Annotated in this window: 21 protein-coding genes and 2 pseudogenes; 11 read left to right on the top strand and 12 right to left on the bottom strand. The window is 64.6% G+C overall.

What is annotated here, in order from left to right:
• Positions 1-80 precede the first annotated feature (80 nt).
• Positions 81-1,145, top strand: a complete 1,065-nt coding sequence (locus MTR72_RS27465) for a phosphotransferase (protein ID WP_280967234.1) — start codon at positions 81-83, stop codon at positions 1,143-1,145.
• 219 nt (positions 1,146-1,364) lie between these two features.
• Here MTR72_RS27465 and MTR72_RS27460 read toward each other — a convergent pair whose 3' ends face one another.
• Genes MTR72_RS27460 through MTR72_RS27450 form a run of 3 tightly spaced genes read right to left on the bottom strand, consistent with a single transcriptional unit; the run spans position 1,365 to position 4,564 of the window.
• Entirely contained in the window at positions 1,365-2,921 is a 1,557-nt protein-coding gene (locus MTR72_RS27460; protein ID WP_341511573.1) for an MDR family MFS transporter, read from the bottom strand.
• 4 nt (positions 2,922-2,925) lie between these two features.
• Positions 2,926-4,089, bottom strand: coding sequence for an HlyD family secretion protein (locus MTR72_RS27455; protein ID WP_280967232.1), 1,164 nt, complete (start codon positions 4,087-4,089; stop codon positions 2,926-2,928).
• Positions 4,082-4,564, bottom strand: coding sequence for a MarR family winged helix-turn-helix transcriptional regulator (locus MTR72_RS27450; RefSeq protein WP_280967231.1), 483 nt, complete (start codon positions 4,562-4,564; stop codon positions 4,082-4,084). Before MTR72_RS27450 ends, MTR72_RS27455 begins: the two co-directional genes overlap by 8 nt.
• A gap of 157 nt (positions 4,565-4,721) precedes the next feature.
• Between MTR72_RS27450 and MTR72_RS27445 the strand changes: the two genes are divergently transcribed.
• The 9 genes from MTR72_RS27445 to MTR72_RS27405 all read left to right on the top strand — a co-directional run bounded on the left by MTR72_RS27445 (position 4,722) and on the right by MTR72_RS27405 (position 14,551).
• Positions 4,722-5,216 (top strand): Fur family transcriptional regulator, encoded by a 495-nt coding sequence (locus MTR72_RS27445; RefSeq protein WP_280967230.1) that lies wholly within the window; start codon positions 4,722-4,724, stop codon positions 5,214-5,216.
• A gap of 36 nt (positions 5,217-5,252) precedes the next feature.
• Positions 5,253-6,236, top strand: a complete 984-nt coding sequence (locus tag MTR72_RS27440; RefSeq protein ID WP_280967229.1) for a DMT family transporter — start codon at positions 5,253-5,255, stop codon at positions 6,234-6,236.
• Positions 6,237-6,376: 140 nt separating this feature from the next.
• Positions 6,377-7,660: a flavodoxin-dependent (E)-4-hydroxy-3-methylbut-2-enyl-diphosphate synthase gene (gene ispG / locus MTR72_RS27435; RefSeq protein WP_341511572.1), complete on the top strand. Its 1,284-nt coding sequence runs from the start codon at positions 6,377-6,379 to the stop codon at positions 7,658-7,660.
• 220 nt (positions 7,661-7,880) lie between these two features.
• The gene (locus tag MTR72_RS27430; protein WP_280967227.1) at positions 7,881-8,777 is read left to right on the top strand and encodes a TauD/TfdA dioxygenase family protein; all 897 of its coding nucleotides are present in this window, start codon (positions 7,881-7,883) and stop codon (positions 8,775-8,777) included.
• A 140-nt stretch (positions 8,778-8,917) separates the two neighbouring features.
• Positions 8,918-11,164, top strand: a complete 2,247-nt coding sequence (locus tag MTR72_RS27425) for a hypothetical protein (RefSeq protein ID WP_280967226.1) — start codon at positions 8,918-8,920, stop codon at positions 11,162-11,164.
• Positions 11,165-11,224: 60 nt separating this feature from the next.
• The gene (locus tag MTR72_RS27420) at positions 11,225-12,262 is read left to right on the top strand and encodes a TAXI family TRAP transporter solute-binding subunit (RefSeq protein ID WP_280967225.1); all 1,038 of its coding nucleotides are present in this window, start codon (positions 11,225-11,227) and stop codon (positions 12,260-12,262) included.
• 77 nt (positions 12,263-12,339) lie between these two features.
• Positions 12,340-12,891 carry a hypothetical protein gene (locus MTR72_RS27415; RefSeq protein ID WP_280967224.1) on the top strand — a complete coding sequence of 184 codons (552 nt, stop codon included), beginning with the start codon at positions 12,340-12,342 and terminating at the stop codon, positions 12,889-12,891.
• A 38-nt stretch (positions 12,892-12,929) separates the two neighbouring features.
• Entirely contained in the window at positions 12,930-13,529 is a 600-nt protein-coding gene (locus tag MTR72_RS27410) for a DsrE family protein (RefSeq protein ID WP_280967223.1), read from the top strand.
• A 212-nt stretch (positions 13,530-13,741) separates the two neighbouring features.
• Complete coding sequence (locus tag MTR72_RS27405) at positions 13,742-14,551, top strand: N-acetylmuramoyl-L-alanine amidase (protein ID WP_280967222.1); 810 nt, start codon at positions 13,742-13,744, stop codon at positions 14,549-14,551.
• 79 nt (positions 14,552-14,630) lie between these two features.
• Here MTR72_RS27405 and MTR72_RS27400 read toward each other — a convergent pair whose 3' ends face one another.
• The 6 genes and pseudogenes from MTR72_RS27400 to MTR72_RS27375 form a co-directional block, all read right to left on the bottom strand.
• On the bottom strand, positions 14,631-16,238 hold the full coding sequence (locus MTR72_RS27400) for a Na+/H+ antiporter (protein ID WP_341511577.1): 1,608 nt from the start codon (positions 16,236-16,238) through the stop codon (positions 14,631-14,633).
• 46 nt (positions 16,239-16,284) lie between these two features.
• Complete coding sequence (gene bla, locus MTR72_RS27395) at positions 16,285-17,142, bottom strand: class A beta-lactamase (protein ID WP_280967221.1); 858 nt, start codon at positions 17,140-17,142, stop codon at positions 16,285-16,287.
• 184 nt (positions 17,143-17,326) lie between these two features.
• The gene (locus tag MTR72_RS27390) at positions 17,327-18,070 is read right to left on the bottom strand and encodes a polysaccharide deacetylase family protein (RefSeq protein WP_280967220.1); all 744 of its coding nucleotides are present in this window, start codon (positions 18,068-18,070) and stop codon (positions 17,327-17,329) included.
• Between the two features lie 103 nt (positions 18,071-18,173).
• A complete protein-coding gene (gene metA, locus MTR72_RS27385; protein WP_280967219.1) occupies positions 18,174-19,175 on the bottom strand; it encodes a homoserine O-succinyltransferase MetA in 1,002 nt (333 codons plus the stop codon).
• 12 nt (positions 19,176-19,187) lie between these two features.
• Positions 19,188-20,488, bottom strand: a pseudogene (locus MTR72_RS27380) (O-acetylhomoserine aminocarboxypropyltransferase/cysteine synthase family protein).
• Between the two features lie 369 nt (positions 20,489-20,857).
• Positions 20,858-21,793, bottom strand: coding sequence for an alpha/beta hydrolase (locus MTR72_RS27375; protein ID WP_280967217.1), 936 nt, complete (start codon positions 21,791-21,793; stop codon positions 20,858-20,860).
• 175 nt (positions 21,794-21,968) lie between these two features.
• On the opposite strand from MTR72_RS27375, the pseudogene MTR72_RS27370 reads away from it, so the two are divergent.
• Positions 21,969-22,853, top strand: a pseudogene (locus MTR72_RS27370) (branched-chain amino acid aminotransferase).
• 240 nt (positions 22,854-23,093) lie between these two features.
• On the opposite strand, the gene MTR72_RS27365 reads toward MTR72_RS27370, so the two are convergent.
• From MTR72_RS27365 to MTR72_RS27355, 3 genes are all read right to left on the bottom strand, one after another.
• A complete protein-coding gene (locus MTR72_RS27365) occupies positions 23,094-23,711 on the bottom strand; it encodes a class I SAM-dependent methyltransferase (RefSeq protein WP_341511571.1) in 618 nt (205 codons plus the stop codon).
• A 208-nt stretch (positions 23,712-23,919) separates the two neighbouring features.
• Complete coding sequence (locus tag MTR72_RS27360) at positions 23,920-24,795, bottom strand: acyl-CoA acyltransferase (RefSeq protein ID WP_341511570.1); 876 nt, start codon at positions 24,793-24,795, stop codon at positions 23,920-23,922.
• Between the two features lie 37 nt (positions 24,796-24,832).
• Positions 24,833-25,813 (bottom strand): amino acid--[acyl-carrier-protein] ligase, encoded by a 981-nt coding sequence (locus MTR72_RS27355; protein WP_341511569.1) that lies wholly within the window; start codon positions 25,811-25,813, stop codon positions 24,833-24,835.
• Positions 25,814-25,817 lie beyond the last annotated feature (4 nt).

Below are 25,817 nucleotides of genomic sequence, written 5' to 3'. Positions count from 1 at the left end.
GCCTTCTAAGCGAAGGCGGACCGTCTGGCGCTTCCGGGTGTGATCGTGCAGTATGGCTGCGGCACCCGGGGCGCGTTTTCATGACACCTCCACAACTGCCGGCGGTGGTTGAGCCCGCACCTCTCACGGCTGCGCTGCGCAAGGCCGGCGCGCTGGACCGCGGTGCCGTCCGCGAAGTGAAGGTGCTGCACCGGCGCGACACAATCGTGTCGCACATCATCCGTCTCGGACTGCGCTATGTCGGAGAGTCCGCCGGCGCGCCGCAATCCCTGATCCTCAAGACAGCGCACGCCAATTTTGCAAAGACCCTGTCGAATGCCGGCCGGCAGGAAGTGGCCTTCTACACGCAGCTCGCGCCCAAAATGCCGGCGCAGGTCGTGCCACGGTGCTTTGACGGGAGCTTCGACGAGGAGAGCCTCGCCTGGCATCTCCTGCTCGAGGACCTCTCCGACAGCCATGCGATCGCGACCCAATGGCCGCTGCCGCCGTCGCGCGAGCAGGCGATGGCGATCGTCACGGCCCTGGGGCACATGCACGCGGCGTGGTGGGATCACGCCAGCCTTGGCGAAACCGTCGGAACCTGGATGAGCACCGATGACAGCACAAGGCTGATGGAGACTTTCGCTGGTCATTACGACCGCTTCGCCGATCTGCTCGGCGACCGCCTCAGCGAAGAGCGCCGCATCATATACCGCCGTCTGATCGATCAATCGGCTCGGCTATTCCAGCGCTATCATTCGCGACGTCACGTCAGCATCGCCCACGGCGACGCGCATATCTGGAATTTCCTGCTGCCGCGCGCCGGCGTCGCGGATTCCGTGCGCATCTTCGATTTCGATCAGTGGCGCATCAACGTGCCGACCGGCGACCTCGCCTATATGATGGCGACGCAATGGTATCCGGAGCGCCGTCAGGCCCTCGAACGCCCCCTGCTCAACCGCTACTACGAGACGCTGATCGCGCACGGCGTCACCGGCTATACGCGCGGGACGCTCGATCAGGATTATCGCCGGTCGGTGCTCTGGCACATCACCAAGCCGGTGTGGCAGTGGAGCATCAACATTCCGCCGGTGATCTGGTGGAACAATCTGGAGCGGGTGTTTGCGGCGGTGGATGATTTGGGCTGCGAGGAATTTCTGGGGTAGGGGCCAAGCATTCGGGAAGTGTGAGGCGCGACGGCGGTTCAACTCCTTCGGTGTCGTCCCGGCGAAGGCCGGGACCCATAACCCCAGGGAGTGGTTGTGGCCGAGCTCGTTGTCACGAGTCTTCGCCAAACCCAATCCTGTGGTTATGGGTCCCGGATCTGCGCTTCGCTTCGCTGCGCTTGTCCGGGACGACAGCGGAGCTTGCGGAACGAGTGCCTTCTACTCCATCACCGCATGTTCCGGCCCCGCCGACTGCTTGCGCAGGGCGGCCTTGGTCGAGCCGATCATCAGCGCGAGCGGGATGGTGCAGAGGATGAAGATCATCACGAGCTGGTAGTCGTGCGCGAACGCGATGATCTGCGCCTGCACGGCGACGAGCTTGTCGGCCATGGCGCGGCCGGCGTCGGCGGAGAGGTTGATCATGCGGCTGACGTCCGGCATCTGCAGCGCGTGGTTGAACGGGTTGATGTGCTCGGACAGGATCGCGTAGGTCCGCCGCATGCCTTGCGTCAGCTCGGCGATCACGATGGAGATGCCGACGGAGCTCGCGACGTTGCGGAGCAGCGTCAGCATCGAGGTGCCGTCGGTGCGCAAATTGTTCGGCAACGTCAGGAACGACACGGTCGAGAGCGGTACGAAGACGAGGCCGAAGCCAAAACCCTGGATGATGCTGACGGTAACGATCTCCGGCACCTGGGTCTGGTCGGTCCAGCCGGTCATCCAGAACAGCGAGCCCGCGGTCAGCATCAGGCCGGAGATGATCAGCGTGCGCGCCTCGATGAAACGCATCAGGCGGCCGACCAGCATCATCGCGAAGAACGTACCGAAGCCGCGGCTCGCGAGCAGGCCGCCTGCGGTGATAATGGGATAGCCGATCACGTTCTGCAGGTAGGGCGAGGCCAGCGCCATGGTCGAGTACAGCACGAGCCCCATCACCGTCATGAAGATGCACCCGGTGAGGAAGTTGCGATCCCTAAACAGCGCGAACTGGATGAACGGCCGCGAGGTCGTGAACGAGTGGGCGAAGAAATAGTAGAAGGCGATGGCGGAGATGGCGAACTCGGTCACGATCTCGGCCGACTCGAACCAGTCGAGCTGCTCGCCGCGGTCGAGCGCGAGCTGCAGCGCGCCGATCGCGATCGCCAGCGCGGTGAAGCCGAACCAGTCGAATTTGAGGCTGAGATCCTTCTTGGTTTCGTCCATGAAGATGATCAGCCCGAGCACGGTGATCGCGCCGAACGGCAGATTGACGAAGAACACCCAGTGCCAGGAATAGGTCTCGGTCAGCCAGGCGCCTAACGACGGGCCCATGATCGGTCCCATCATCACGCCCATGCCCCAGATCGACATCGCCTTGGCGCGTTCCTGGAGCGTGTAGTAGTCGAGCATCACGGCCTGCGACAGCGGCACCAGCGCGGCGCCGAACACACCCTGGAGCAGGCGGAACAGCACCATCTGGTTGATGTCCTGCGCAAGTCCGCACAGCACCGAGGCGACGGTGAAGCCGGCCGAGCAGATGATGAAGATGCGCTTGCGGCCGTAGCGGTTCGCGATCCAGCCCACCGGCGCCGTCATGATCGCGGCGGCGACGATGTAGGACGTCAGCACCCAGTTGATCTGGTCTTGCGAGGCCGACAGCGTGCCCTGCATGTAGGGCAGGGCAACGTTGGCGATGGTGGTGTCCAGCGCCTGCATGATGGTCGCTGTCATGGCGCAGATCGTGACCATGTTCCGGCGCAGGCCGGGGACCATCAGATTGGTCGCGGGACCGGACATCGGATCAGTCCTTGTCCTGATTCGCCGTGGCCGACAGGCCGAGCAGGCCGGCGAGCGAGCGCTGGTGGCCGGTGTCGATGGTGGCATACACGCTCATGCCCGCCTTCAGCTTCCTCACGTGTTTGTCGTCCTCATCGAAATAGATCCGAACCGGCACGCGCTGCACCACCTTGACGAAGTTGCCGGTGGCGTTCTGCGGCGGCAGGATCGCGAATTGCGCACCGGTGCCCGGCGACAGCGAGCCGATCTTGCCCTTGAACACATGGTTCGGGAACGCATCGACCTCGAGCGTGACGGGCTGGCCGACGGTGACATAGGTGAGATCACTCTCCTTCGGATTGGCGTCGACCCAGGGATGGGCCACGTCGATGATGGAGAACACCGGGGTGCCGGCGGCAACGAAGCGGCCGAGCTGGATCTGTTCGACCTGCGTCGCCACGCCGCTCATCGGCGCGCGCAGCACGGTATGGTCGAGGTTGCGCTGGGCGTCCTCGAGCTTCGCTTTTGCCTGCGCATAGGGCGGGAATTGGTCCAGTGGCAGTTCGGGATTGCCGAGCAACTGGGTCCTGGCGTTGGAAAGCTGCTGCTTGATGAACTGCGCCTGCGCCGCGGCAGTGACCAGCGCGTTCGACGCGTTGTCGAGGTCGAGCTGCGAGCCGTAATTGTTTTTCACCAGCGCCTGCTTGCGCTCGACGTCGCGCTGCTTCAGGTCGACGCCCTTTTGAGCCAGGTCGAGCATGTCGCCGTAGATCTTGATGTTGGCGTGGAGGTTGTCATAGGTCGTCTGCGCCTGCGCGAGCTGCGCCTTGGCCTCGTCCACCGCCAGGCGGAACGGCACGGGATCGATCTCGAACAGCTCGTCGCCCTGCTTGACGAGCTGCCCCTCCTTGACGACGACCTTCTCGATCTTGCCTGAGATGTCGGGCGTCACCAAAACCTTCTGCGCGCCGACATAGGCATCGTCGGTGCCGACATAGCGGCCGCCATTCAGATAGAAGGTGATGCCGCCGAGGGCGGCAACGATCGGCAGCACGACCATGAGCAGGAAGCGCCGATAACGCCGCAGGCCGGCGATGAGGCGGCGGCGCGGCTGGGTGCCGGCTTTCTTGGTGGGCTTGCCGCTGTCGATTTTCTGCTCGGGCTGGAATTTCAGGACCTGATCAGCCATAGCGCTGCTCCTTACGCGCTTGCTCCGCCCCGCTGGTCTGGGTCGCGTTACGCACGTTTTCTTTGATTGTTTCGAGTTGGGTGAGGAGACGGTGGGCGTCCGCCGGATTGATGCCGTCGAGCGCGTTGGCGGTGATCTCGGACCGCAGCCCGCTCATCCGTCCGAGCAATTGCCGCCCGGCCTTCTTGAGATACAGGCGCTTGACGCGGCGGTCGGAAGCGTCGCTGCGGCGCTCGATCCAGTCGTTGTCGCAAAGCTTGTCGATGAGGCGCGTCAGCGTGATCGGCTGCACCTCGAGCAGTTCGGCAAGCTCCGATTGCTTCATGCCCTCGCTGCGCTCGACCTTGGCCAGCACCGCCCATTGCGCACGGGTGATGCCAAAGCGCGACGCCTCCTTGTCGGCGTAGACGCGGAGCAGGCGATAGAGTTCACCAAGCGTAAACAGGAAGTTCTGGTCCACGGATCCGCGGCTCATGAGCTTAGTCTCCAATAAGCTTGAGATATAATAAGCAAGCTTATGATTATTTCATGGCGGCGCAGCGGGACGCTGTCCCACCGTAAAGGCATGGCTGACCGCCGTTTTGCCGGTCGCGCTTTGGGTTCCCCGGCCAAGATGCTAAAACGCCAAACGCATGAGCCTCGCAAAACCGGCCTTTCCCGCGCCCGACCACGATCACGGCCGCTGCACCGCGGACGCGTTGGCGCATGCCGAGGAGGTCTGCGAGCAGCGCGCGCAGAAATTCACGCCGATCCGCCGCCAGGTGCTCGCGGCGTTGCTCTCGAGCCATCGCCCGCTCGGGGCCTATGAGGTGATCGATGAATTGGCCAAATCGATGCCGCGGCCGGCGCCGATCACGGTCTATCGCGCGCTCGATTTCTTGATGGCGAACGGCCTCGTGCATCGCATCGAGAGCCGCAACGCCTATCTCGCCTGCGCCGCCCATGACCATGACGCGACCTCGGCGGTGGCGTTCCTGATCTGCGAGCGCTGTGGCCTCGTCGGCGAAATCCCGTCAGCCTCCTTCGCGCCGGACCTCAACGCCGCCGCGCGCGCCTCGGGCTTCGCGCCGAAACTGTCCGTGGTCGAGATCACGGGCACCTGCACCCATTGTCAGAAGACTTCTTAAAGCAACAACGGCGCCAAGCCGGTTTTTCGGGAAGACATGTCCTCACCGCAAGCCATACCGTCCGCCGGCCGCCCTCTCAGTGCCGGCGCCATCGCCCTGATGCTGATGCTGTGCCTGACCTGGGGCTTCAACCAGATCGCGGTGAAGCTGGTGCTGCCGGACATCCCGCCGATGCTCCAGGCCACGATCCGCTCGATCGGCGCCCTGCCGGTGCTGTTCATCATCGGCAGCTTGCGCGGCGTCAAATTCTTCGAGCCCGACGGCACCTGGAAGCCCGGCCTCGTGGCCGGACTGATGTTCGGCATCGAGTTCGTGCTGATCTACCAGGGCATCCGCTTCACCTCGGCGTCCCGTGCGGTGGTGTTCCTCTACACCGCGCCGTTTTTCGTCGCGCTCGGCTCCTATCAGGTGCTCGGCGAGCGGCTTGGCGGATCGCAATGGCTGGGACTTGCCGTGAGCTTCGCCGGCGTCGCGCTCGCGATCGGCGTGCCGCAGCCGGATGTCGATGCGAAGGTGCTGCTCGGGGATCTCATGATCGTCGGCGGCGCTTCGCTGTGGGCCGCGACCACGCTGGTCGCCAAGGGCACGCGGCTGCGTTTCGCCGCACCGGAGAAGGCGCTCGGGTATCAGGTCGCGACCTCGATCCCGATCCTGGGCCTGGCGGCCTGGCTGTTCGGCGAATCGATCACCCACACGCCGGCGCCGCTGTCCCTGGCGCTGTTGGCGTTCCAGGCGATCTGGGTGGTCGGAACCACGTTCACGCTTTGGTTCGCGCTGGTGAAGACCTATTCGGCCAGTAAATTGTCGGCTTTTACCTTCATCACCCCTTTGTTTGGCGTGGTGGGTAGCTATTTCATCATGCACGACAACCTGAGCCTGGCGTTTGGGGCGGCTGCGCTCCTTGTAATTGCTGGGCTTTTTCTGGTTAACCGTCCGAGTGCGGCGGTTCAGGAGCTCCCTCTCCCGGTGCCACCCGCTCGCCAGGGAACTCCTGAACCGGAAGCCGCACTCGATTCATAAGTTCTTGGTATCTCTTTGAATTCGAAGCTCGCTCGCAGTGGCAAGACAGGCGAACTTCGAATTCAAAGAGAGACCGCCAAGTGGCCGCGGCGGCGCGCGGTGCATTGCTGAACGTCACTAAAACCTGATATTTGGACCCCATGAACAAGCTCGAAAACCCCCTCGATTCCGAGATCGCGGGCCCCGCGCCCCGGCACCAGACCACCCAGGTCAAGGTCGGCGACGTCACTGTGGGCGGCGGCGCGCCGATCGTCGTGCAGTCGATGACCAACACCGACACCGCCGATATTGACGGCACCATCGCCCAGGTCGCAGCGCTCGCGCGCGCCGGCTCGGAAATGGTCCGCATCACAGTGGACCGCGAGGAGGCCGCAGCGGCCGTTCCGCACATCCGCGATGGACTGCGCAAGCGTGGCATCACCACGCCTCTGATCGGCGACTTCCACTATATCGGCCATAAGCTGCTCGCGGAGCATCCGGCCTGCGCCGAGGCGCTCGCCAAGTACCGCATCAATCCCGGTAACGTCGGCTTCAAGGACAAGCGCGACACGCAGTTCGCCGACATCATCGAGATCGCCAACAAGAACGGCAAGCCGGTGCGCATCGGCGCCAATTGGGGCTCGCTCGATCAGGAGCTCTTGACCAAGCTGATGGACGAGAACGCGGCGTCCGCCAATCCGCGCGACGTGCGCGCGGTGACGCGCGAGGCCATGGTGCAGTCCGCGCTGCTCTCGGCCGCCCGCGCCGAGGAGCTCGGCATGTCCAAGGACCGCATCATTCTCTCGGCTAAGGTCTCGCAGGTGCAGGACCTGATCGCGGTCTACCAGGATCTCGCGGCGCGCTCCGATTACGCCATCCATCTCGGTCTCACCGAGGCCGGCATGGGCTCGAAGGGCATCGTCGCCTCGTCCGCGGCGCTCGGCATCCTGTTGCAGCAGGGCATCGGCGACACCATCCGCATCTCGCTGACGCCGGAGCCGGGCGGCGACCGCACCCGCGAGGTGCAGGTCGGCCAGGAGCTGTTGCAGACCATGGGCTTCCGCACCTTCGTGCCGCTGGTTGCGGCCTGCCCGGGTTGCGGCCGCACCACCTCGACCACGTTCCAGGAGCTGGCCCGCTCGATCCAGGACTTCATCCGCGACGAGATGCCGACCTGGAAGACGAAATATCCCGGCGTCGAGGAGCTCAACGTCGCGGTGATGGGCTGCATCGTCAACGGCCCCGGCGAATCCAAGCACGCCAATATCGGCATCTCGCTCCCGGGCACCGGCGAAGCCCCGGCCGCCCCGGTCTTCGTCGACGGCAAGAAGTTCCGTACGCTGCGCGGGCCCACGATCGCGTCCGACTTCAAGGCGCTGGTGATCGACTACATCGATCAGCGCTACGGCCAGGGCGCCAAGGTCCCGGTGACCGCAGCGGAGTAGAACAAAGGCGGAGTAGTTTACTCCGCTTGCGCCTCACCCACTGCTGTCGTCCCGGCCTAGTGCGCAATTGCGCACGGGGGGCCGGCCACATATGGGTCCCGGATCTGCGCTCCGCTTCGCTGCGCTTGTCCGGGACGACGGGCTGAGTTTGCGGTGCAGATTGCACATCCATCACTGCGCGCTACCATGTTTCCCAACCAAAACGATCGGGAGACACGCCATGAGCTCACTCGCTGGCAAGCAAGGTCCGCGCTATCGCCACATGGTCGAGGATGGCGCGCCATATGAGACCATCGCGGTCGAAAAGCTCACGCCCGTCATCGGCGCGGAAATCACCGGCGTCGACATCGGCAAGCTCGTTTCGGACGACGCGCGCTCCAACCGGCAGATGGACGAGATCCATCGCGCGCTCGCCGAGAACCTCGTCATCTTCTTCCGCGACCAGCACATCACGCCGACACAGCATCTCGCCTTCGGCCGCAAATTCGGCGAGCTGCATTTCCATCCCGCCGCGCCGCACGAGGACGAAGACCCGGCGCTGATGAAGATCTACGCCGACAGGAACTCGCCGCGCGCCAACGGCGAGGGCTGGCATTCCGACGTGTCCTGCGATCTCGAGCCGCCGATGGGCTCGATCCTCTACATCAAGCAATGCCCGCCGCGCGGCGGCGATACCCTGTTCGCCAACATGTACGCGGCCTATGAGGCGCTATCCGATCGCATGAAGACCTATCTCGACGGACTGACCGCGCTGCATGACGGGGAGCCGATCTATCGCGGGCTCTATGCCAATTACGGCGTCGCCGACCGGCCGTCCTATCCGCACGCGGAGCACCCCGTGGTGCGCACGCATCCCGTCACGGGCAAGAAGGCGCTCTACGTCAATCGCGGCTTTACCCGTCATATCAACGGCATCCCCCGCGATGAGAGCGACGCGATGCTCGCCTACCTCTACCAGCATGCCGAAAACCCGCTGTTCCAATGCCGGTTCCGTTGGACCGAGAACGCGATCGCCTTCTGGGACAACCGCTGCACCCAGCATCGCGCGATGTGGGACTACTGGCCGCATACGCGCTCGGGCACGCGCGTGACGGTGAAGGGTGAAAGACCCGTGTGAGTGCAGCTCTTGCCATGCACTGCCGCGCAGACCGCGGCTGAACTCGATACTCGCAGCCTAACCCAAAAGGGGTAGGCAGGGGGTCGCCCATGCGAGGCATAGAATCCGTGAGCCGGCTGGCCCTATGATGCCGCATCAGAATGGGCCATATCACCATGCCACAGGTGATAGTGGACGCGCCGAGACGTAAGGGCATCGTCATTCGCAACGATGACGGTAACTCTTGTGAAAGTGCCGGCTCGCGCGTCAAATCGGATCAAGTGCGATTTCTTCACAGCGCGACGAGACGTCCGGCGGCTCCCCTGTGGTTGGCAGCCACCCTGGTGGTGATGTGTCTTTCAGATGCGCCGGGTTTGCGCGACGGAGCGCGCGCGCAGTCCAATGGCATCGCCGCCAATTCCCAGCAACTTGGACCAGCAAAGACGGGCAATACGGGCGACGCGCGCCCGGCTGGAGAACAAGTGCAAAGCGTGGAGACGCTCGCCCGCGAGCTCGCGACGACACGGCGAGATATCGAATCGCTGCAAGGCCTGTTGAGCAAGGAACGCGAGGAGTCGGCTCGGGTCGAGAATGCGTTGCAGAGCGAAGCCGCGGAACTGAGACAATCGCTGAAGGAGCTGTCGCAAGGCGGTGCGGCGGACCAGCAGAAGTCATTGCGAGAGGAGCGTGGGCGAGCCGCGCGGTTGGAACAGGACCTTGCGGCGGCTCGTCGTGACGTGGAAACGCTGACCGCACTGGCGGTCAAGGCGAGCGACGAAGCGGCTCGGCTGAGGCAGGCCCCGCAAAATGGCGGTGCAGACGTGCAGAAGTCGCTGGAGCAGGAGCGCACGCGGTCCGCGCGCTTGGAGCGGGACCTTGCGGCGGCTCGTCGTGACGTGGAAACGCTGGCCGCATTGGCGGTCAAGGCAAGCAGTGAAGCGGCCCGACTGAAGCAGGCCCCGCAAAGCGGCGGGGCGGATCTGCAGAAGGCGCTGGAGCAGGAGGTCGCGCGGACCGCCCGACTGGAGCAGGACCTCGCGGCGGCTCGCCGTGAGGTGGAAAAACAGGCTGCGCCGGCGGTCAAGGCAGGCGATGGCTCCGCGGGGCCGAAGCCGGCCTCGCAAAGCGGTGCGGCGGACCTGCAGAAGGCACTGGAGCAGGAACGCGCGCGGATCGCGCGATTGGAACAGGATCTCGCGGCGGCCCGTCGTGAGGTGGAAAAGCAGGCCGCACTGGCGGCGAAGGCAAGCGAGGAAGCGGCGGAGCTGAAGCGGGCCGCGCAAAGCGGGGCGGTGGACTTGCGGAAGTCGCTGGAGCAGGAGCACGAGCGAGCCGCGCGACTGGAGCAGGACCTTGCAGCGGCCCGTCGTGACGTGGAAACGCAAGCTGCGCTGACGGCGAAGGCAGGCGACGAACTCGCCCGGCTGAAGCAGGCGGAAGCAAGCGCTGCGGAACTGCGCCGATCGATGCAGAAGGAGCATGAGAGGGCCGATGCATTGGCACAGGATCTCTCGATGGCGCGCACCAAGATCTACGCATACGAGGCTCAGGCGGCCAAGGCAAAGGACGAAGCAGCGCAGCACAAGCAGGCGGAGGTAAGCGATACCGCCGAGTTGCGACAATCACTCCAGCGCGAGCGGCAGCGGGCCGAGCAACTCGCTCGTGATCTTGCAACAAGAAGCCGCGAACTCGATGCGCAGGCCGAGCGGGCAGCCGAAGCGAACGCGCAGGTCGCCGGGACGAAGCAAGCCGCGGAACAGGCGGTGGCCGAGCAGCGCAGCCTACTACAACGCGAGCGGCAGCGGGCCGAGCAGCTCGCTCGTGATCTTGCAACAAGAAGCCGTGAGCTCGATGCGCAGGCCGAGCGGGCAGCCAAAGCGAATGCGCAAGTCGCCGGGATGAAGCAAGCCGCGGCGCAGGCTGTGGCCGAGCAGCGCAGCCTGCTGCTTGCATCGGCGCGCCGCGACATTGGCGCGTTCGCCGCGAACGTGCCGTCTGTTGCGCCTCAGGTGATTAACACTGTCGCCACCAGCCGGTCCGTGCAGGAGCAGCCGGCAAGCGCGCCGGTGGCGTCAACGGAGGCCCAGGCCACGGTGGCGCGTACACCGGGCAATGCCGAGCTCAACGCTGACGATGGTGTGCAGGAGGCGAGACTGATGGCGCGGGCGCGTTTGCTGCTGGAGCGAGGAGACGTCGGTGGTGCGCGGATCGTGCTGGAACGCGTCGCCGAGATGGGCAGTGCCCAGGCGAGTTTCGCGCTGGCGGAAACCTACGATCCGCTGATCCTCTCAAGCTGGGGAACGTATGGAACGCGCGGCGATGCGGCGAAGGCACGCGATCTCTACGCGAAGGCCGAGGCCGGAGGAATCAAGGAAGCAAAGGCACGATTCGAGGCGCTGCGCCGATAGAGCGGTCTTCGCGGCAAGGTGGTCGAACGCGCTGACAGGATGATGCAAGGGAGCTGGTCGATGAGAAGATCTATCGGATTGCGCCTTCTGTTTCTGCTTGCGACCCTGGTGCCGTTGCTCCTGGCGCTTCAGCCGTCCCGGGCGGATGCGCGGTCGCAGCATGCTCGGCCTCACAAGGCGCGCGTGACCCAACCGCAGCTCAAGCCTGAAATTCTGGCAATGAACGCCTGGACCGTGGGCCTCGCCGGCGGTCTTCTCGAGGGCGCGCCGATCCGCCTGGCCGCGGAGGTGGCCCGCGTGGTCGATGATGGCGACAATCTGCACGTTCTGCCGGTGGTGACGCGGGGAGCCACGGAAAATCTGAATTCGCTGCTGTATTTGCGCGGCATTGACGCGGCGATCATCAATTCCGACGCGCTCGAGGAATACAAGAGCCAGGTGCCGGACATCCAGCGACGGATTGCTTATGTCCTGAACTTGTTCCCGTCCGAACTGCATGTCTTCGTTCGACCGGAGATTAAGAGTCTGAGCGATCTCGCCGGCAAGAAGGTCAACTTCAACAGCCAAGGTACGGCTGCGGCCTATTCGGGACCGCTGATCTTCAGCCGCCTCGGCATCGAGATCGAGAAGACCTTCATTCCGCATCAGATCGCGCTCGAGCAGATGCGCAAAGGCGAGATGGCTGCGGTCGTCTTTATTACTTCGAAGCCGGTCGACGCTTTTGTGAAAGGCCGGTTTGAACCGGGCTTCAAGTTCCTGCCCGTCCCGTATGAGAGCAAATTCGAGGACTATTATCTTCCCGCAGCTCTCGACGCGGCGGATTACCCAAATCTGATCAAGCCGGGTGATCGCGTCGCCACGATAGCCGTACCGACTGCTCTCGTCGCCTTCAATTGGCCCGCCAACACCAACCGTTTCCAGCGCGTTGCACGCTTCGTCGATCATCTGTTCTCGCGCATCGACAAGCTGCAGGGGCCGGGGTTCGATGCAAAGTGGAAGTCGATCAATCTCGGAGCGACTGTGCCCGGCCTTTCGCGCTTTCCTGCCGCACAGGCGTGGCTCGATCGTCAGCCGCGCACGACACAGGCATCGCAGTGACCAGGCTCGCCGTCCCGCTCCTTGCCGCAATTGCCGCCGTCAACGGGATTGCCTTGGCGCAAGGGACGGAAGACCCCATGGCACAGCTTCGGGCCTGTTCCCAGTTGGAACGTGAGGCGCGTCTGGAATGCCTCGACAAGCTGTCGCGTGCCGTCGCGCCGTCCCGTCGCGAAACGGCGAGAGCGGACAATTGGACGATCAGCGAGACGACGTCTCCCGTCGATTATTCGCCGATCGCCACTGCGACGACATCGCCGCGCGCCGGCTCGGTCGAGCAGTCCATGAAGCTGTCGATTCGGTGTCGCGGCGGGCGGACCGAATTGTCTCTCGCGGGGCCCGGCATTTCAGGCCGGGGCGACGACTATGTGATTTCGTATCGCATCAATGGCGGTCAGCCCGTGCAGGTCGCGGCAACTGTGCCGGCGATCGGCTCCGGCGTCGCAGTCGCAGGCGATGTTGTTCGCTTGTTGCAGTCGCTGCCCGATAACGCCGACCTTGTTGTCCACCTCTCACCCCGTACCGGGGCCGTTCATGACGCAACATTCTCCCTCGCAGGGTTGGACGCGATGCGCGCGAGGATGGCCGCGATCTGCAAATGGCCTCAAGCTGTCGCAAGGCCAAGCAATTGAAAATGGTGTTTGTCGAGTTTTCGAGATGGAGATGCCTGATGTGTCATTTTAAATCTGTTGCTAAATTGATTGCGATTGGTGCCGTCGCCGTGCTGGCTTCCACGTCGTACACGGCGGCCCAGCAAGGTGGAAAATACTGGGTGCCGAACCAACAGTCCGCAACCCACCGGGCGGGCGAGGCTCGGAAACCTGTAAGGCCGCGAGCCACGGCCGAAACACGGAAGCGATCGGCATTTGCGCGCATGCACAATCCGGCGGCGCCGAAGGAGAAGGAGCATCACCTGATCCTGCAGGTGAACACCAATGATCCTGCCGCCATGAATCTCTCGCTCAACAACGCAACGAACGTGGCCGAATACTACAAAGGCCTCGGCGAAAAGGTGAAGATCGAGGTGGTCACGTTCGGCCCGGGCCTGCACATGCTCCGCGAGGATACCTCGCCCGTGAAGGCTCGCATCGAGGAGATGGCCCTCAGCGCGCCCGAAGTATCGTTCAAGGCCTGCGGCAACACCCAGGAGAAGATGCAGAAGGCCGAGAACAAGTCCATACCGATCGTCAAGCAGGCGGAGGTCGTGAAGTCGGGCGTCGTGCGCGTGATGGAACTGCAGGAAAAGGGATGGACCTACGTGAAGCCGTGAGGTGAGCCACGCGGCGTCAATCGCATTGACGTCCCGCACCCGCTACGCCAAGCTCCGGGAAAATCAAGAAACAATCCCGGGGAAACGCCGTGCTCCGCACCGAAGACAACAAGTTCCTGACCGAATCGGGCCCTGGAACGGGCATGGGTGATTTGCTGTGCGATGTCGCAGGCCTCGTCGGCCGGCCACGGATTGCAGCGGCGGAGTAGGGTTTGTCGTCGCGGGGCATCGTCGCAGCCATCGTCGTCCTGCTCGTCGCGCTGACGTTCTTGCCGGCCGACCGTGGCCACGCTGCACCGGCCCGGAAGGTCACGAAAGCCAGAGCCAAGCCGCCGGCGCTGGAGACATGCGAGCCGCGACGGTTCCGGATCATCCTGGATGTCGGACATACGCCCGAATCGTTCGGCGCGACCAGCGCGCGCAACGATACCGAATTCGGCTTCAACCTCCATTTGACCAGGCTGATCGGCGAGAGACTGAAGTCGGATGGCTTTGCCGCGACCCGGATCCTTGTGACGGAGGGCAAGGCGAGAGCGAGCCTGTTCAAGCGGGTCGCTGCGGCCAACCACGCGCATGCCGATCTCGTCCTGTCGATCCATCACGATTCGGTGCCGGACAAGCTGCTGGAGGAGTGGGAGTTCGAAGGTGCCAGGAGCTGGTTCAGCGATCGATTCGGCGGCCATTCCCTGTTCGTGTCGGAGCGCAATCCGAGGTTCGGCGCAAGCCTGGCGTTCGCCCGACTTCTCGGCAAGGAGCTGAAGAGCCGCGGGCTGCAATATGCCAACCAATACACCCTGCCGGTGATGGGACGCTACCGCCGCCAGTTGCTCGACAAGGACGTCGGCGTCTACCGCTATGACGCGCTCATCGTGCTCGCCCAGACCCGAAGCCCCGCGGTGCTGCTCGAGGCCGGCTCCATCATCAACCGCGACGAGGAGATGACGATGAACTCGCCCGAGCGGCAGGAGCTGATCGCGTCGGCTGTGACGGCGGCGATGGAGGAGTATTGCGGGAGGCGGTAGGTGGCTCTGGCGGCTCGACAATCGTCATTGCTTCGCTGCGCTCGCAATGACGACGTGGAGTCATCGCGATCCCGCTCGCCTACAGCGGCGCTCCGCGATACTCCCTGTTCGCAAGACTCGCCTCTTCGAGGTCGAGGTCGCGTTCGATCCGGCGTCGTGTTTCGTCGGTGATCCGGCCGTCGCGCAAGAGGTCGTGGATGAATTTGCGCTCGGCGACGATCAGCTCGCGGGTCAGTGCGGTGCCGGCGGCGGAGACGTCGTGGTGGGCGGGATCAAGCGAGTCCGGAAGCTGGTTGACGCGGATCTCGTGGCGCGCGCGCAGGAGACGCATCACTTCGTCCGACACCTCCTTCTCCGCGGTCAGCACGTCCAGCGATTGCAAGGCGGCGTCGAGCGCCTGGCGCCGCGCGGCAATCTCGGCCTCGTGCTCGGCGATATGCTCGCTGCGGCCGGCATCGGCGACGCCGAGCCATCGCACCATCGCAGGAAGGCCGAGGCCGAAGCCGACCAGCGTGATGAAGATGACGCCGAAGGCAACGAACAGGATCAAGTCGCGAAACGGGAAGGCTTCGCCGTTCGGCAGCGTGAATGGGAGCGCCAGCGCGGCGGCGAGCGATACCGCACCGCGCACGCCGATGAAGGCGAGGGTGGACACCCATTGCCAGGGCGGCGACGGGTCGCGCGCGCGCAGCGACGGGCTGAGCATCCGCGGCAGATAGGTCGCGGGATAGAGCCAGGCAAAGCGCGCGATGACGACGATCGCCACGACCACGGCGGTCGCGATCATGATGTCGTCGAGCGGGAACGCCCTCGACTTCTCGTACAGCGCGCGCATCTGGAAGCCGGTGAGCAGGAACAGAAGGCCCTCGATCAGGTAGATCACGAGGTCCCAGAAGAAGATGCCCTGCAGGCGTGTCGCCGAGGAGATCAGCAGCGGGCCGTTCCAGCTTACATAGAGTCCGCAGGCCACTGTGGCGATCACGCCGGAGCCGCCGACATGCTCGGGCAGCCAGTAGGCGACGTAGGGCGTGATCAGCGACAGCGTGAGCTCGACCTGCGGATCGTGAGCCCATTTGCGGGCGCGCAAGGAGAGCCAGCCGACGCCGATGCCGAAGGCGATCTCGCCGGCGACGATGAGAAAAAACTCGCTCGCCGCCACCGGCAGCGATAGATGCCCGACCATGATCGCGGCGAGCGCAAAGCGGTAGAGGATCAGGGCGGTGGCGTCGTTGGCGAGCCCTTCGCCCTCGAGAACGACCAGGATCCGGCGCGGCAAATTGAGCCGTCGCGCGATCGCGAGCGGCGCCACCACGTCGGGCGGCGCGACGATGGCTCCGAGCAGGAATCCGATGGTCCAGGGCAGGCCGATCAGATAGTGCGTGGCGGTCGCGACCATTGCCGCGGTGAAGATCACTGCGCCGACCGCGAGCAGCACGATCGGACGCAGATTGTTTTTGAACTCGCGCCAGCTCATCGCGACGCTGGCCGAATAGATCAGCGGCGGCAGCACCATCAGCAGCACCAGTTCCGGCGGCAGCTCCACCGGCGGCATGCCGGGCACGAAGGCGAGGCCGACGCCGGCCAGCATCAGGAGAATGGCGGGCGCGACATTGAAGCGACGTGCGGCGAGCGCGGTGCCCGCCAGCACGGCGAGCAGGATGAGAAAGGTCTGAAACTGCGCTTCGATCATGGCCTGTCTTCGCCGGAAGCGGCCACAAGGTCAATGCGGCGGGTCAGGCCAGCCGTTCGACGACCGTCCGTCCGATGCGCGCGAATAGCGCCTCGATTTGCGCCGCGGTCGGCGTGCCGCCCTGGGTATAGGCCGCGATCAGGATCGGCTTGTCGGGCTTCGGCCATGCCACCGCGATGTCGCCCGAGGCGTCCTTGCCGTTATTCCCGGTCTTGTCGCCGATTTTCCAGCCTGCGGGCAGCCCGCCGCGCAACCGGTTGGCGCCGGTCTTGCAATTCACCATCCAGTCGGTGAGCTGGCTGCGCGATGCCGGGGAGAGGCTTTCGCCCAGCACCAGCCGGCGCAGGTTGCCCGCCATCGCGGCAGGCGTCGTGGTGTTGCGGGGATCGCCGGGCGGGGAGCGGTTGAGCTCGGGCTCGTTGTGGTCAAGCCGCGAGGTGGCATCGCCGAGCGAGCGCCAGAACGCAGTCAGGGCGGCGGGGCCGCCGACCCTCGCCAGCAGCAGATTGGCGCAGGTGTTGTCGCTGAGCTCGACGATCGCCTTGCACATGTCGGCGACCGACATCGCGCCGGCTGAGAGATTTTGCCTGGCGACCGGGGCGTATTCCAACAGGTCGGCCTGGCCGTAGGGGATCATGGCGCTGAGCTGCTCCTCGCCGCGATCGACCCGCGCCAGCACGCAGGCCGCGAGCGAAGCCTTGAAGGTCGAACACATGACGAAGCGCTCGTCGGCGCGCCAGGCGAGTTTTGCGCCGGTGGTGAGGTTTTCCGCATAGACGCCGATCCGCCCGCCGCTCTCACGTTCATAGCCGATGAACTCAGGCGGCGCCTCTGCGGCAAGCGCGGGGCCGGCGGCCATCCAGCACAGGGAGGCCAGCACGGAACGACGATCGAGAGGCATGGGAAGTCCTTTTGCGGCGAGACCGGGCGTGCCTGATGGATTTCCTCGACGAATCTATGACAAAGCGTCAGGCAGTGAGAAAGATCGACTAAAGCGCGATGGGATGAATCGTCATCGCGCTTTAGGTTGTTGTTTAATCATGATCTTTTCGGAAAACCGCTTCGCACTTTTCCGGATCATGCTTTCAGGCGCCGATCCGGCGCAAGGCCTCGGCCACCGTCACGATCGGCATGCCGCGCGTCTGCGCCGCCTTCAACGCGTGGCGCAGCAGCGCCGGCGTGCAGCCATAGGAGCTCGGCTGATCGACGACGTCATGGCCGTAGAAGATCAGCCAGCCGCCGCTGTCGATCGCCTGGTCGAGATAGCGGTCGATGCCATCAGTGTCGATCTCGCAATCGACCAGGGGCGAGGCTCGCAGGAACTGCAGGTCGATCACGTCGCGGTTGACGCCGGGAAGAATGCCGCGTGCGGAGCGGAAGTTCTTCGCAAGCTGCGACTTGCGCCAGATCGAGGCGATCCCGTACGGATAGGCGAAGTTCTCCAGCTTGATCGAAGGATCGACGTCCATGAAGTAGCGGCGGTTCTGCTCGATCTCGCGCGCCATGGCGCCCTCGTCGAGGTCGATCGCGCACAGGTGTGAGAAGGTATGGCAGGCGATCTCATGGCCGGTCTGGTGCAGTCGTACGATGGCCTCCTTCGACAGCGCGTGCCAGTGGTCCGAGGGCCGGTCGATGAGGCTGCCGGCGAGGTAGAACGTGCCGCGCCCGCCATGATCTTCCAGGAGTGATGCGCCGAGGCTAGCTGCGCTGTCGGGCGCGTCATCGAAGGTGAAGCTGACCATCGGAGCGTGGGCCGTCAGCCGATGCGGCGCCGTGCGAAAATGCCGGGCCAGCCGATTGCTCACGCGTCCGTTGACTGCCGACCACACGACTGCTTTCCCTGTTTGCCCCGACCTTGCCGACTGAACCATCCGTTCATCGTCCGAGGCAAGCTTAACGCCTGATTAGTCCTAACGTAAAACTCGCGGTCTTCTAGCGCGCCAGCAGTGCGGCTTCCGTGCCTGCGGCAAGATAGCTCAGCCAATTCCGGAACAAGGCCGCCGCCGCGCTTCCGGCCGCGATATCAGTGCGCAAAGTCAGCGCGGGCAGCTCGGCCGCCAGCGCCGGATGGCACTGCTGTCGTGCCCTCTTCTCGAACCGCGCTAGCCTCTCCTCGGTCGCTGCGTCGAAATAACTCACCGGCACAGCCGGATAGTTGTCGCGCTCGCGCGCGAGATAGCGGCCGATGTCGCGCAAATATTCGCGTTGGAGCGACAGCGCATCATATTCGGGATGACCCTGGAAGAACACGAAACGGCTGGCATATTGCCGGACGAAGATGTCGACGCCGGCCTCGCGCGAGTGCGTCAGCACCTGATAGCCGGCCTGAGTAAGATCGCTCCCGGCGACTTCGTTGAGACGCGAATGCGAAACTTTGAGCGACGCGGGCGCTGCCCCCGTCAGCGGATCGCTGGTGACCGCTTCGCAGTCGAAGATGCCGTGACACTTGGCCGGCAGGCGCCGCCGCCCGATCCGATCGAGGTGGAGCACTGCCGCATGCGCGGCCAGGCACGACCAGATCGTCGAGCGGGTATTGACCTTGGCCCAGTCGATCAGCTCGGTGAGATCGCGCCAGTACGGCTCCTGGTCGAGTTCGGGTGCGACCGGCTCGGCGCCGGTCACGATCAGCCCGTCGAACCTGCGGCGCTTGAGATCGGCGAGATCCGAATACTCGCTCTCGACATGCCACTTCGCTTCGGGTGAGCGCTTCACCGACGGCAGCGAGAAGCAGTGGAAGCGGATGCGGCGCGCGCCGGCTGCAGCCTGGAGCAGCTTCATGAATTGCCGCTCGGTCGCTTTCAGCGCCGGGTCGGGCATGTTGTTGATCAGTCCGATCGTGAGCTCGGCGCCGCCGCGGCCGTGCGCGATATCCTCCTGCGCCGGCACTAGCGCCGGGCTCGGCACACCCTGATCCCTTTCGATCAAGATGCTCATCGGCGCCGTCGCCTACTCCGCGGCCTGAAGGCGCACCGACGCGCAGGCCTTTTCCAGCGCCTGGTCGATGTCCTCGATGATATCGGCGGCATGCTCGATGCCGATCGAGAGGCGGATCGTCTCCGGCAGTACGCCCGCCGTGCGCTGCTGCTCGGCCGATATCTGCCGGTGCGTAGTCGAGGCCGGATGGCAGGCGAGCGACTTGGCATCGCCGATATTGACGAGGCGCGTGATCAGCTTCAGCGCATCATAGAAAGCCTTGCCGGCTTCCATGCCGCCCTTGATACCGAAGGTGAACAGCGAGGAGGCGTTGCCGTTCAGATATTTTGCACCAGCGGGTAATAGGGGCTATCGGGGAAACCCGCGTAGTTGACCCAGGCGACGCGCGGGTCCGCACGCAAGAATTCCGCAACCTTGCGAGCGTTCTCGACGTGGCGTTCCATGCGCAGCGCCACCGTCTCGATGCCCTGGAGCAGCAGGAACGCGTTGAATGGCGACAGCACCGCGCCCATGGTGCGCTGATAGACGCTGCGCGCGCGCTCGATATAGGCGGTCCGGCCGAACCGCTCGGCATAGACGAGGCCGTGATAGGAAGCGTCCGGCTTGTTGTAGGCCGGGAAGCGGTCGGCGTGCTTGGCCCACGGGAAATTTCCGGAATCGACGATGGCGCCGCCGAGCGTCGTGCCATGGCCGCCCAAAAACTTGGTCAGCGAATGCACGGCGATGTCGGCGCCGTAGTCGAACGGCTTGAGCAGGATCGGGGTCGCAACCGTATTGTCGACGATCAGTGGCACGCCATGCGCATGCGCGATTCTGGCGAGCGCCTCGATGTCGCAGACATTGCCGGCAGGATTGCCGATCGTTTCGGCGAACACCGCGCGGGTATTCTCGTCGATCAGCTTTGCAATGGCCTCCGGCTTGTCGCTCTCGGCGAAGCGGCCCGTAATGCCCTGACGCGGCAGGATGTGGGAGAGCAGCGTGTGGGTGGTGCCGTAGAGCTGTGGCACGGAGACGATGTTGCCACCGTGATCGGCGACGTTGACGAAAGCGAAATGCAAGGCGGCCTGGCCGGTCGCGACCGCGAGCGCACCGACGCCGCCTTCGAGTTGGCTGATGCGTTTCTCGAGCACCGCGCTGGTCGGATTGGCGATGCGGCTGTAGCGAAAGCCTTCAGCCTCGAGATTGAAGAGCGCTGCGCCGTGATCGGCGCTGTCGAAGGCGTAGGCTGCGGTTTGATAGATCGGCACGGCGACTGCGTGCGTGGTGGCTTCGGGTTCGTAGCCGGCGTGAATAGCGATCGTCTCGTTGCGCATCGTCCACCTCCGAGTGGGGCGGGCCGCACTTATTGGCCTGAGTGAGGGATGTGCGTTGTCCGCCGTCCTCGTGTTAGAGGCGGGTGGTAAAGCGGACAATAATTCGCCTAGAGATCGAGGAAGTAACCCTAACGGTTGCTGCCGAATTGGCGAAAATTTGAGTCGAATTTGTAAGCGTTGCTCGTGATGGTTATCGCTTAGGCGGTGTTTCTTCCCTTCTCCCCTTGTGGGAGAAGGTGGCGGCGAAGCGCCGGATGAGGGGTCTGTCTCCGCAGAGTAACCTCTATCGAATTTGCGGAGAGATACCCCTCACCCGGCTTCGCTTCGCGAAGCCACCCTCTCCCACAAGGGGAGAGGGTAAGAAGCACCTCACCCGCCAACCGCGCGCCGCACCTGCTCGCCGATCTGCGACAGCACGAGCTGCGCCTGCGGCAGGATCGCGCCCATGGCGTGGAAATTGTGAACCATGCCGTCGTGGCAGACATGCTCGACCGTGACGCCCGCGGCGAGCAGCTTGTGCGCATAGGCATTGCCTTCGTCGCGCATCGGATCGAACTCGGCGGTGTGGATGATCGCTGGAGCAAGGCCGACGAGCCGCGTTGCGCGTAGCGGCGAGATGCGGGGATCGGCGGTGTTGATGCCGTCCGGCAGATAGTCGGCGAGGTCGGCTTCGATCGTGACGCGGTCGATCAGGTGCCCTTCGGCAAACGCCTCGCGCGAAGGTGACGTCTCTTCGAAATCCAGCACAGGGCAGATCAGGCATTGCGCGATGATCGAGAGGCCGGCGTTCTGCAGCGCCTCCTGGCAGACGATCGCCGCGAGCGTGGCGCCGGCGGAATCGCCGCCGACCACGAGCCGCTCGGCGTCGATGCCGAGCGACGACGCCTCTCGCGCGACCCATTCGGTCGAGGCGATGGCGTCGTCGACGGCGGCGGGGAATTGATGTTCGGGTGCGAGCCGGTAATCGACCGAGACCAGCCGGCAGCCGGTCGCATGCGCAAGCGCCGCGGCAATGCGGTCGTGTGTCGAAATGCTGCCGGCGACCAACCCGCCGCCGTGGAAGAACACAAACCCCGGCGCGCGCTCGCCCGCGTTCGCGGGCGTGTAGAGCCGATAGGGGAGGTTGCCGCCCGGACCGGGGAGTACCCCGTCGGACGTCGTCACATCCGGCGCCTCGGCGCGCGCGAACTGCATCAGCTTCGCCAGCGACTGTCGCCGCGCCTCGACACTCGGCCGGCTCCGCGCCTGCGGCGCGGCCGCGGCCATCATGGTCAACAAACGCTTCGCGAGCGGATCGAGCGGCATGGGGCACCGGTTAACGACAGTCGACGTGCAGATAATACTGCGAAATCGTGCAATCGCCCACGTCTCTTACTTCCCCCTCGTGGAAGATGCACAGTAGCTCCCCGCAGGAAATCGTTTAGGAATCGGGCACCATAGTCGTGGCATAATGCGGCATCACGCCAAGGGGAGGCCGGTCATGGCCGAGATCAAGAAGCCCATCGAGTATTCTCCGAGCTGGACCTTCTTCGAAGGCAAATGGCACGACGGCAACGTGCCGATGATGGGGCCGCGCACGCATGCGGCCTGGCTCGGCTCGGTCGTGTTCGACGGCGCGCGCGTTCGAGGGCGTTGCGCCCGATCTCGACCGCCACGTCGCCCGTGCCAATCAATCTGCGATCAATTTCGGCCTGAAGCCGATGGTCGATACCGACACCTGGCTCGCGCTCGCGCGCGATGGGCTGGCGCGCTTTGCGCCGAATGCGGAGCTCTACATCCGCCCGATGTATTGGGCGCAGAACGGTTCCGGCGGTGGGGTCTTGTTCGATCCCGAGACCACCAACTGGTGCCTGTGCATCTACGAGGCGCCGATGCCGAAACCCGTCGGCACGCCATCACGCTGTCGCCGTTCCGCAGACCCACCGCGGAATGTGCCCCGGTCGAGGCGAAGGCCGCCTGTCTCTATCCGAACAATTCGCGGGCACTGGCGGAAGCCGCCTCGCGCGGCTTCCAGAACGCGCTGATGCTCGACATGCTCGGCAACGTCGCCGAGTTCGGCAATTCCAACGTGTTCATGGCCAAGGACGGCGTGGTCTATACGCCGGTGCCGAACGGCACGTTCCTGAATGGCATCACGCGCCAGCGCGTCATCGGCCTGCTGCGCGCCGACGGCGTCACGGTGGTCGAGAAGACGCTGCGCTATTCCGACTTCGTCACCGCCGACGAGATCTTCTCCACCGGCAATTTCGCCAAGGTCGCCCCGGTCATCCGCATCGATGATCGTGAGCTGAAGCCGGGCCCATTCTACACCAAAGCGCGCAAGCTCTATTGGGACTTTGCGCACGCGGTGAAGCTGGCAGCATAGGCTGGTCTGCACACGCTCCGTCATTGCGAGCGCAGCGAAGCAATCCAGAGTCTTTCCGCGGGGGCAGCCTTGATTGCTTCGCTGCGCTCGCAATGACGAGGTTGGGGCATATACGTACCGATCTCTGCACTGTCATCGCCTGACTTGATCGGGCGATCCAGTATTCCAGAGACGTTCGTCGTCCATTGAGAAGCCGCGGCGTACTGGATGCCCCGCCTTCGCGGGGCATGACATGCGTCTTTAACTGCGCCGCCTGAACCGGCTGAACTGGAACGCCTGCGTCGAATTCCACGGCGTATGGTGGATCTCGCGCCGGGTCTCGACGAGTTCGAATTCCGGCCCGAGCTCTGCCGAGAGGCTCGCGCTGTCGTGCCGCTGCACGGGCAGGCCGCTGCATTTCTCCGGACCGTCGGGCGCAAAGGTGGCGATGATGACTTGGCCGCCGGGCGCCACGGCCGCGCGCAAGCGTTCGACATAGGCCGCCCTGTCCACCGGATCGGTCAGGAAGTGAAATGCCGCGCGATCATGCCAGACGTCGTACGTCTTCGCCGGCTGCCAAGTCGTCACGTCCACGACGATCCAGTCGACAGCTCCAGCGCCGGTGCCGATTCGTCGCTTGGCCGCGTCGAGCGCATTGGCCGAGAGATCCAACACCGCCAGGTTGCGATATCCCTCGCGCAGGAGGCAGTCGGCCAGTCGCGATGCACCACCGCCGATATCGATGATGGCGGCGTCTCGAGCCGGATTTGCTGCCCGGATCATCTCGAGCGAGATCTCCGGGCAATCCTGGAACCAGCTCACCTCGGTCTCGCCCTTGGTGGCGTAGACGTTCTCCCAATGCATGCTGCGGTCAGACATGGCGTGCGCTCCGGCTTTGGTAGAGCTTACCACGTCGTCCGCATTCTTGTCCGTAAGCCGCATGCGCAGGTGTCATCGCCCGGCTTGACCGGGCGATCCAGCATTCCAGAGACAGCGACGAATACGGAAAAGCCGCGGCGTACTGGATGCCCCGGTCAAGCCGGGCATGACAGGCGCGTATTGCCCATCCCGTGTTGGCTACGCCCTCTCACGGCCCGTACAGCACGAGCTCGGTGTCCGTGAGGTCGGCGAGGTTCGGCCGGTGCGGGCCCTTGAAATATTTGCGGCCGCGCCGCTCGGTGTAGATGCCGACCAGGCCCGGGATCGGGCCGTTGGCATCGACGATCACCGAGATCTTGCCGAGCCGGAGCAACAGCCGGCCGATGCGGCCGGCACAGGCAACGTATTCCGCGGCGCTCCTGCAGTAGATCAGCCGCATTGCCGGCGGCGCGATGAAGCCGCGGCGGATCCGCACCGATTGCAGGACGAACGGAAACGCGCCCTGCGGCGTGCGACAGACCACGCTGAGACAATTGTAGCGCGCATGCCGTCTCAACAGTTCAGTCTCGGCTTCGGAGAGCCCGTCGATCTGCTTGACGTGCTGCGAGATCACCTCGATCTTGCTCCAGCGCGGCGCGCGCGTCAGCGCCGGCACCGAGAAGAACATGCCGCTGGAATAGGCACGAAAGCCCTGCGTCTCGATGATCGGCCAGGTCCACGCCGCCGGGCTGATGTTGAGATAGGTCACGTCCTTGTGCCGCTGCGCGATCTTGGTCAGCAGCGGCGCGTAGTTGCGATACGCCGGGTCGACATACCAGCTCGACAGGTTGCACTGGATCGCGGTCGCTTCGCCGTTCTTCCGCGTCGTGTAGATCAGCAGCAGCACCCCGACGGGGGTGCCGTCATCGTCGAGCATGTAGCCGAAACGCGGATAGCCTTCCGGTACGGGGCGGAAGGCTTGCCGTCGCAGGCCCTGGATCCAATAGTTGCGCGAGCGGCCGACGAAGCCGCGCGTCAGCAGGTCCGCGATCGCCTCGACGTCGGACTCAGCGATCTCGCGGCATCGGACCTTGGTGTGGATCACGCTCGTCTTGCCCGTGGAAATGGTCGGCCTCGTTGCTTTAGCGCCAGCCCTCGCCATGGGCATCGGCCGGAACGTGCGGCTGCATGCCCAGGATATCCCGCACCTTGGCGGGCCAGGCGGAGAGATCGGTGCCGTGGGTGTGGAACATGGCGACGGCGAGCCGGTCCATGCCGAAGGCGACGCAGCCGGTGTGAGCGGGCTCGCCATTGGCATCCCGGATGCCCCAGGTCGTGCCGAAATGCTCGCGATGATAGTTGAAGCTCATGCAGGCGGTTGGCTGCTCTTCCGAACGCAGCGGAATCAGGAGCTCGAACTTGAGCTGCTGCTGCTTCTGGCTCACCGCCTTCATCTGGCCGACGCGGCCGAAGAAGGGATCGCTGGCATAGTCGACGCGGAAGGTCAGGCCGAGGTCGCGGGCGATCGCCTGCGCCCGCACCATCCAGCGCTCGCGGAAGTCGGCGACGTCATTGGGCGTGCCGATGCAGACATATTCACGCATGCGGAACGATTGCAGCCGGTCGAGATGGCGCGACGGCTCGCGGCGGAAGCAGTCGGCGGCAACGTCGAAGCGCAGGCCGCCCTTCGGGAGCTGCCCCCGGCTCGCCGCGATCGGATAGACGGGATAGCAGGCGGCGGGCGACAGCACGAGATCGGCCGGGGATAGCGAGGTGGTCCAGTCGCCGCCGGCGTCGAACCGGCTTACCGCAGCGTTGATCTCGCGTTCGGTGCCGTGCAGGCCGCAGACGCAGCCGAGCAGGTTCGGAAAGCTCTTGAGGTAGCCGGACTTCTCGAGCTGGGCGCGGCTCATCACCGGGGGAAAGCGTATCACCTCCGTGCCTGCTTCGCGGTGCCGAGTTATCAGCGCGGCGAGCCGCTCTACGACATCCTCATAGAGCGCGGTACGGGCGTAGACGCCGTCCGAGCCCATGCGATGGAACAGGACATCAGCGAGATGATCGAGCGGATCGGCAAGTTGCGGCGCGGTCTCGGGCGCGTTGGGGAGAACGGCAATGTTCATGTTT

The organism is Bradyrhizobium sp. ISRA442 (genome assembly GCF_038085055.1).
GTDB lineage: Bacteria > Pseudomonadota > Alphaproteobacteria > Rhizobiales > Xanthobacteraceae > Bradyrhizobium.
This window is presented reverse-complemented; position numbering and strand designations above follow the sequence as displayed.

Bases quoted from the DNA above. Each gene is read 5' to 3' on its own strand.
- MTR72_RS27460 (WP_341511573.1), bottom strand. From the start codon at position 2,921: ATGTCCGGTCCCGCGACCAATCTGATGGTCCCCGGCCTGCGCCGGAAC.
- metA (WP_280967219.1), bottom strand. From the start codon at position 19,175: ATGAGCATCTTGATCGAAAGGGATCAGGGTGTGCCGAGCCCGGCGCTA.
- MTR72_RS27445 (WP_280967230.1), top strand. From the start codon at position 4,722: ATGAGCCTCGCAAAACCGGCCTTTCCCGCGCCCGACCACGATCACGGC.
- MTR72_RS27440 (WP_280967229.1), top strand. From the start codon at position 5,253: ATGTCCTCACCGCAAGCCATACCGTCCGCCGGCCGCCCTCTCAGTGCC.
- ispG (WP_341511572.1), top strand. From the start codon at position 6,377: ATGAACAAGCTCGAAAACCCCCTCGATTCCGAGATCGCGGGCCCCGCG.
- MTR72_RS27365 (WP_341511571.1), bottom strand. From the start codon at position 23,711: ATGTCTGACCGCAGCATGCATTGGGAGAACGTCTACGCCACCAAGGGC.
- MTR72_RS27455 (WP_280967232.1), bottom strand. From the start codon at position 4,089: ATGGCTGATCAGGTCCTGAAATTCCAGCCCGAGCAGAAAATCGACAGC.
- MTR72_RS27375 (WP_280967217.1), bottom strand. From the start codon at position 21,793: ATGCCGCTCGATCCGCTCGCGAAGCGTTTGTTGACCATGATGGCCGCG.
- MTR72_RS27420 (WP_280967225.1), top strand. From the start codon at position 11,225: ATGAGAAGATCTATCGGATTGCGCCTTCTGTTTCTGCTTGCGACCCTG.
- MTR72_RS27450 (WP_280967231.1), bottom strand. From the start codon at position 4,564: ATGAGCCGCGGATCCGTGGACCAGAACTTCCTGTTTACGCTTGGTGAA.
- MTR72_RS27425 (WP_280967226.1), top strand. From the start codon at position 8,918: ATGGGCCATATCACCATGCCACAGGTGATAGTGGACGCGCCGAGACGT.
- MTR72_RS27355 (WP_341511569.1), bottom strand. From the start codon at position 25,813: ATGAACATTGCCGTTCTCCCCAACGCGCCCGAGACCGCGCCGCAACTT.
- bla (WP_280967221.1), bottom strand. From the start codon at position 17,142: ATGCCTCTCGATCGTCGTTCCGTGCTGGCCTCCCTGTGCTGGATGGCC.
- MTR72_RS27415 (WP_280967224.1), top strand. From the start codon at position 12,340: ATGGCACAGCTTCGGGCCTGTTCCCAGTTGGAACGTGAGGCGCGTCTG.
- MTR72_RS27465 (WP_280967234.1), top strand. From the start codon at position 81: ATGACACCTCCACAACTGCCGGCGGTGGTTGAGCCCGCACCTCTCACG.
- MTR72_RS27410 (WP_280967223.1), top strand. From the start codon at position 12,930: ATGTGTCATTTTAAATCTGTTGCTAAATTGATTGCGATTGGTGCCGTC.
- MTR72_RS27430 (WP_280967227.1), top strand. From the start codon at position 7,881: ATGAGCTCACTCGCTGGCAAGCAAGGTCCGCGCTATCGCCACATGGTC.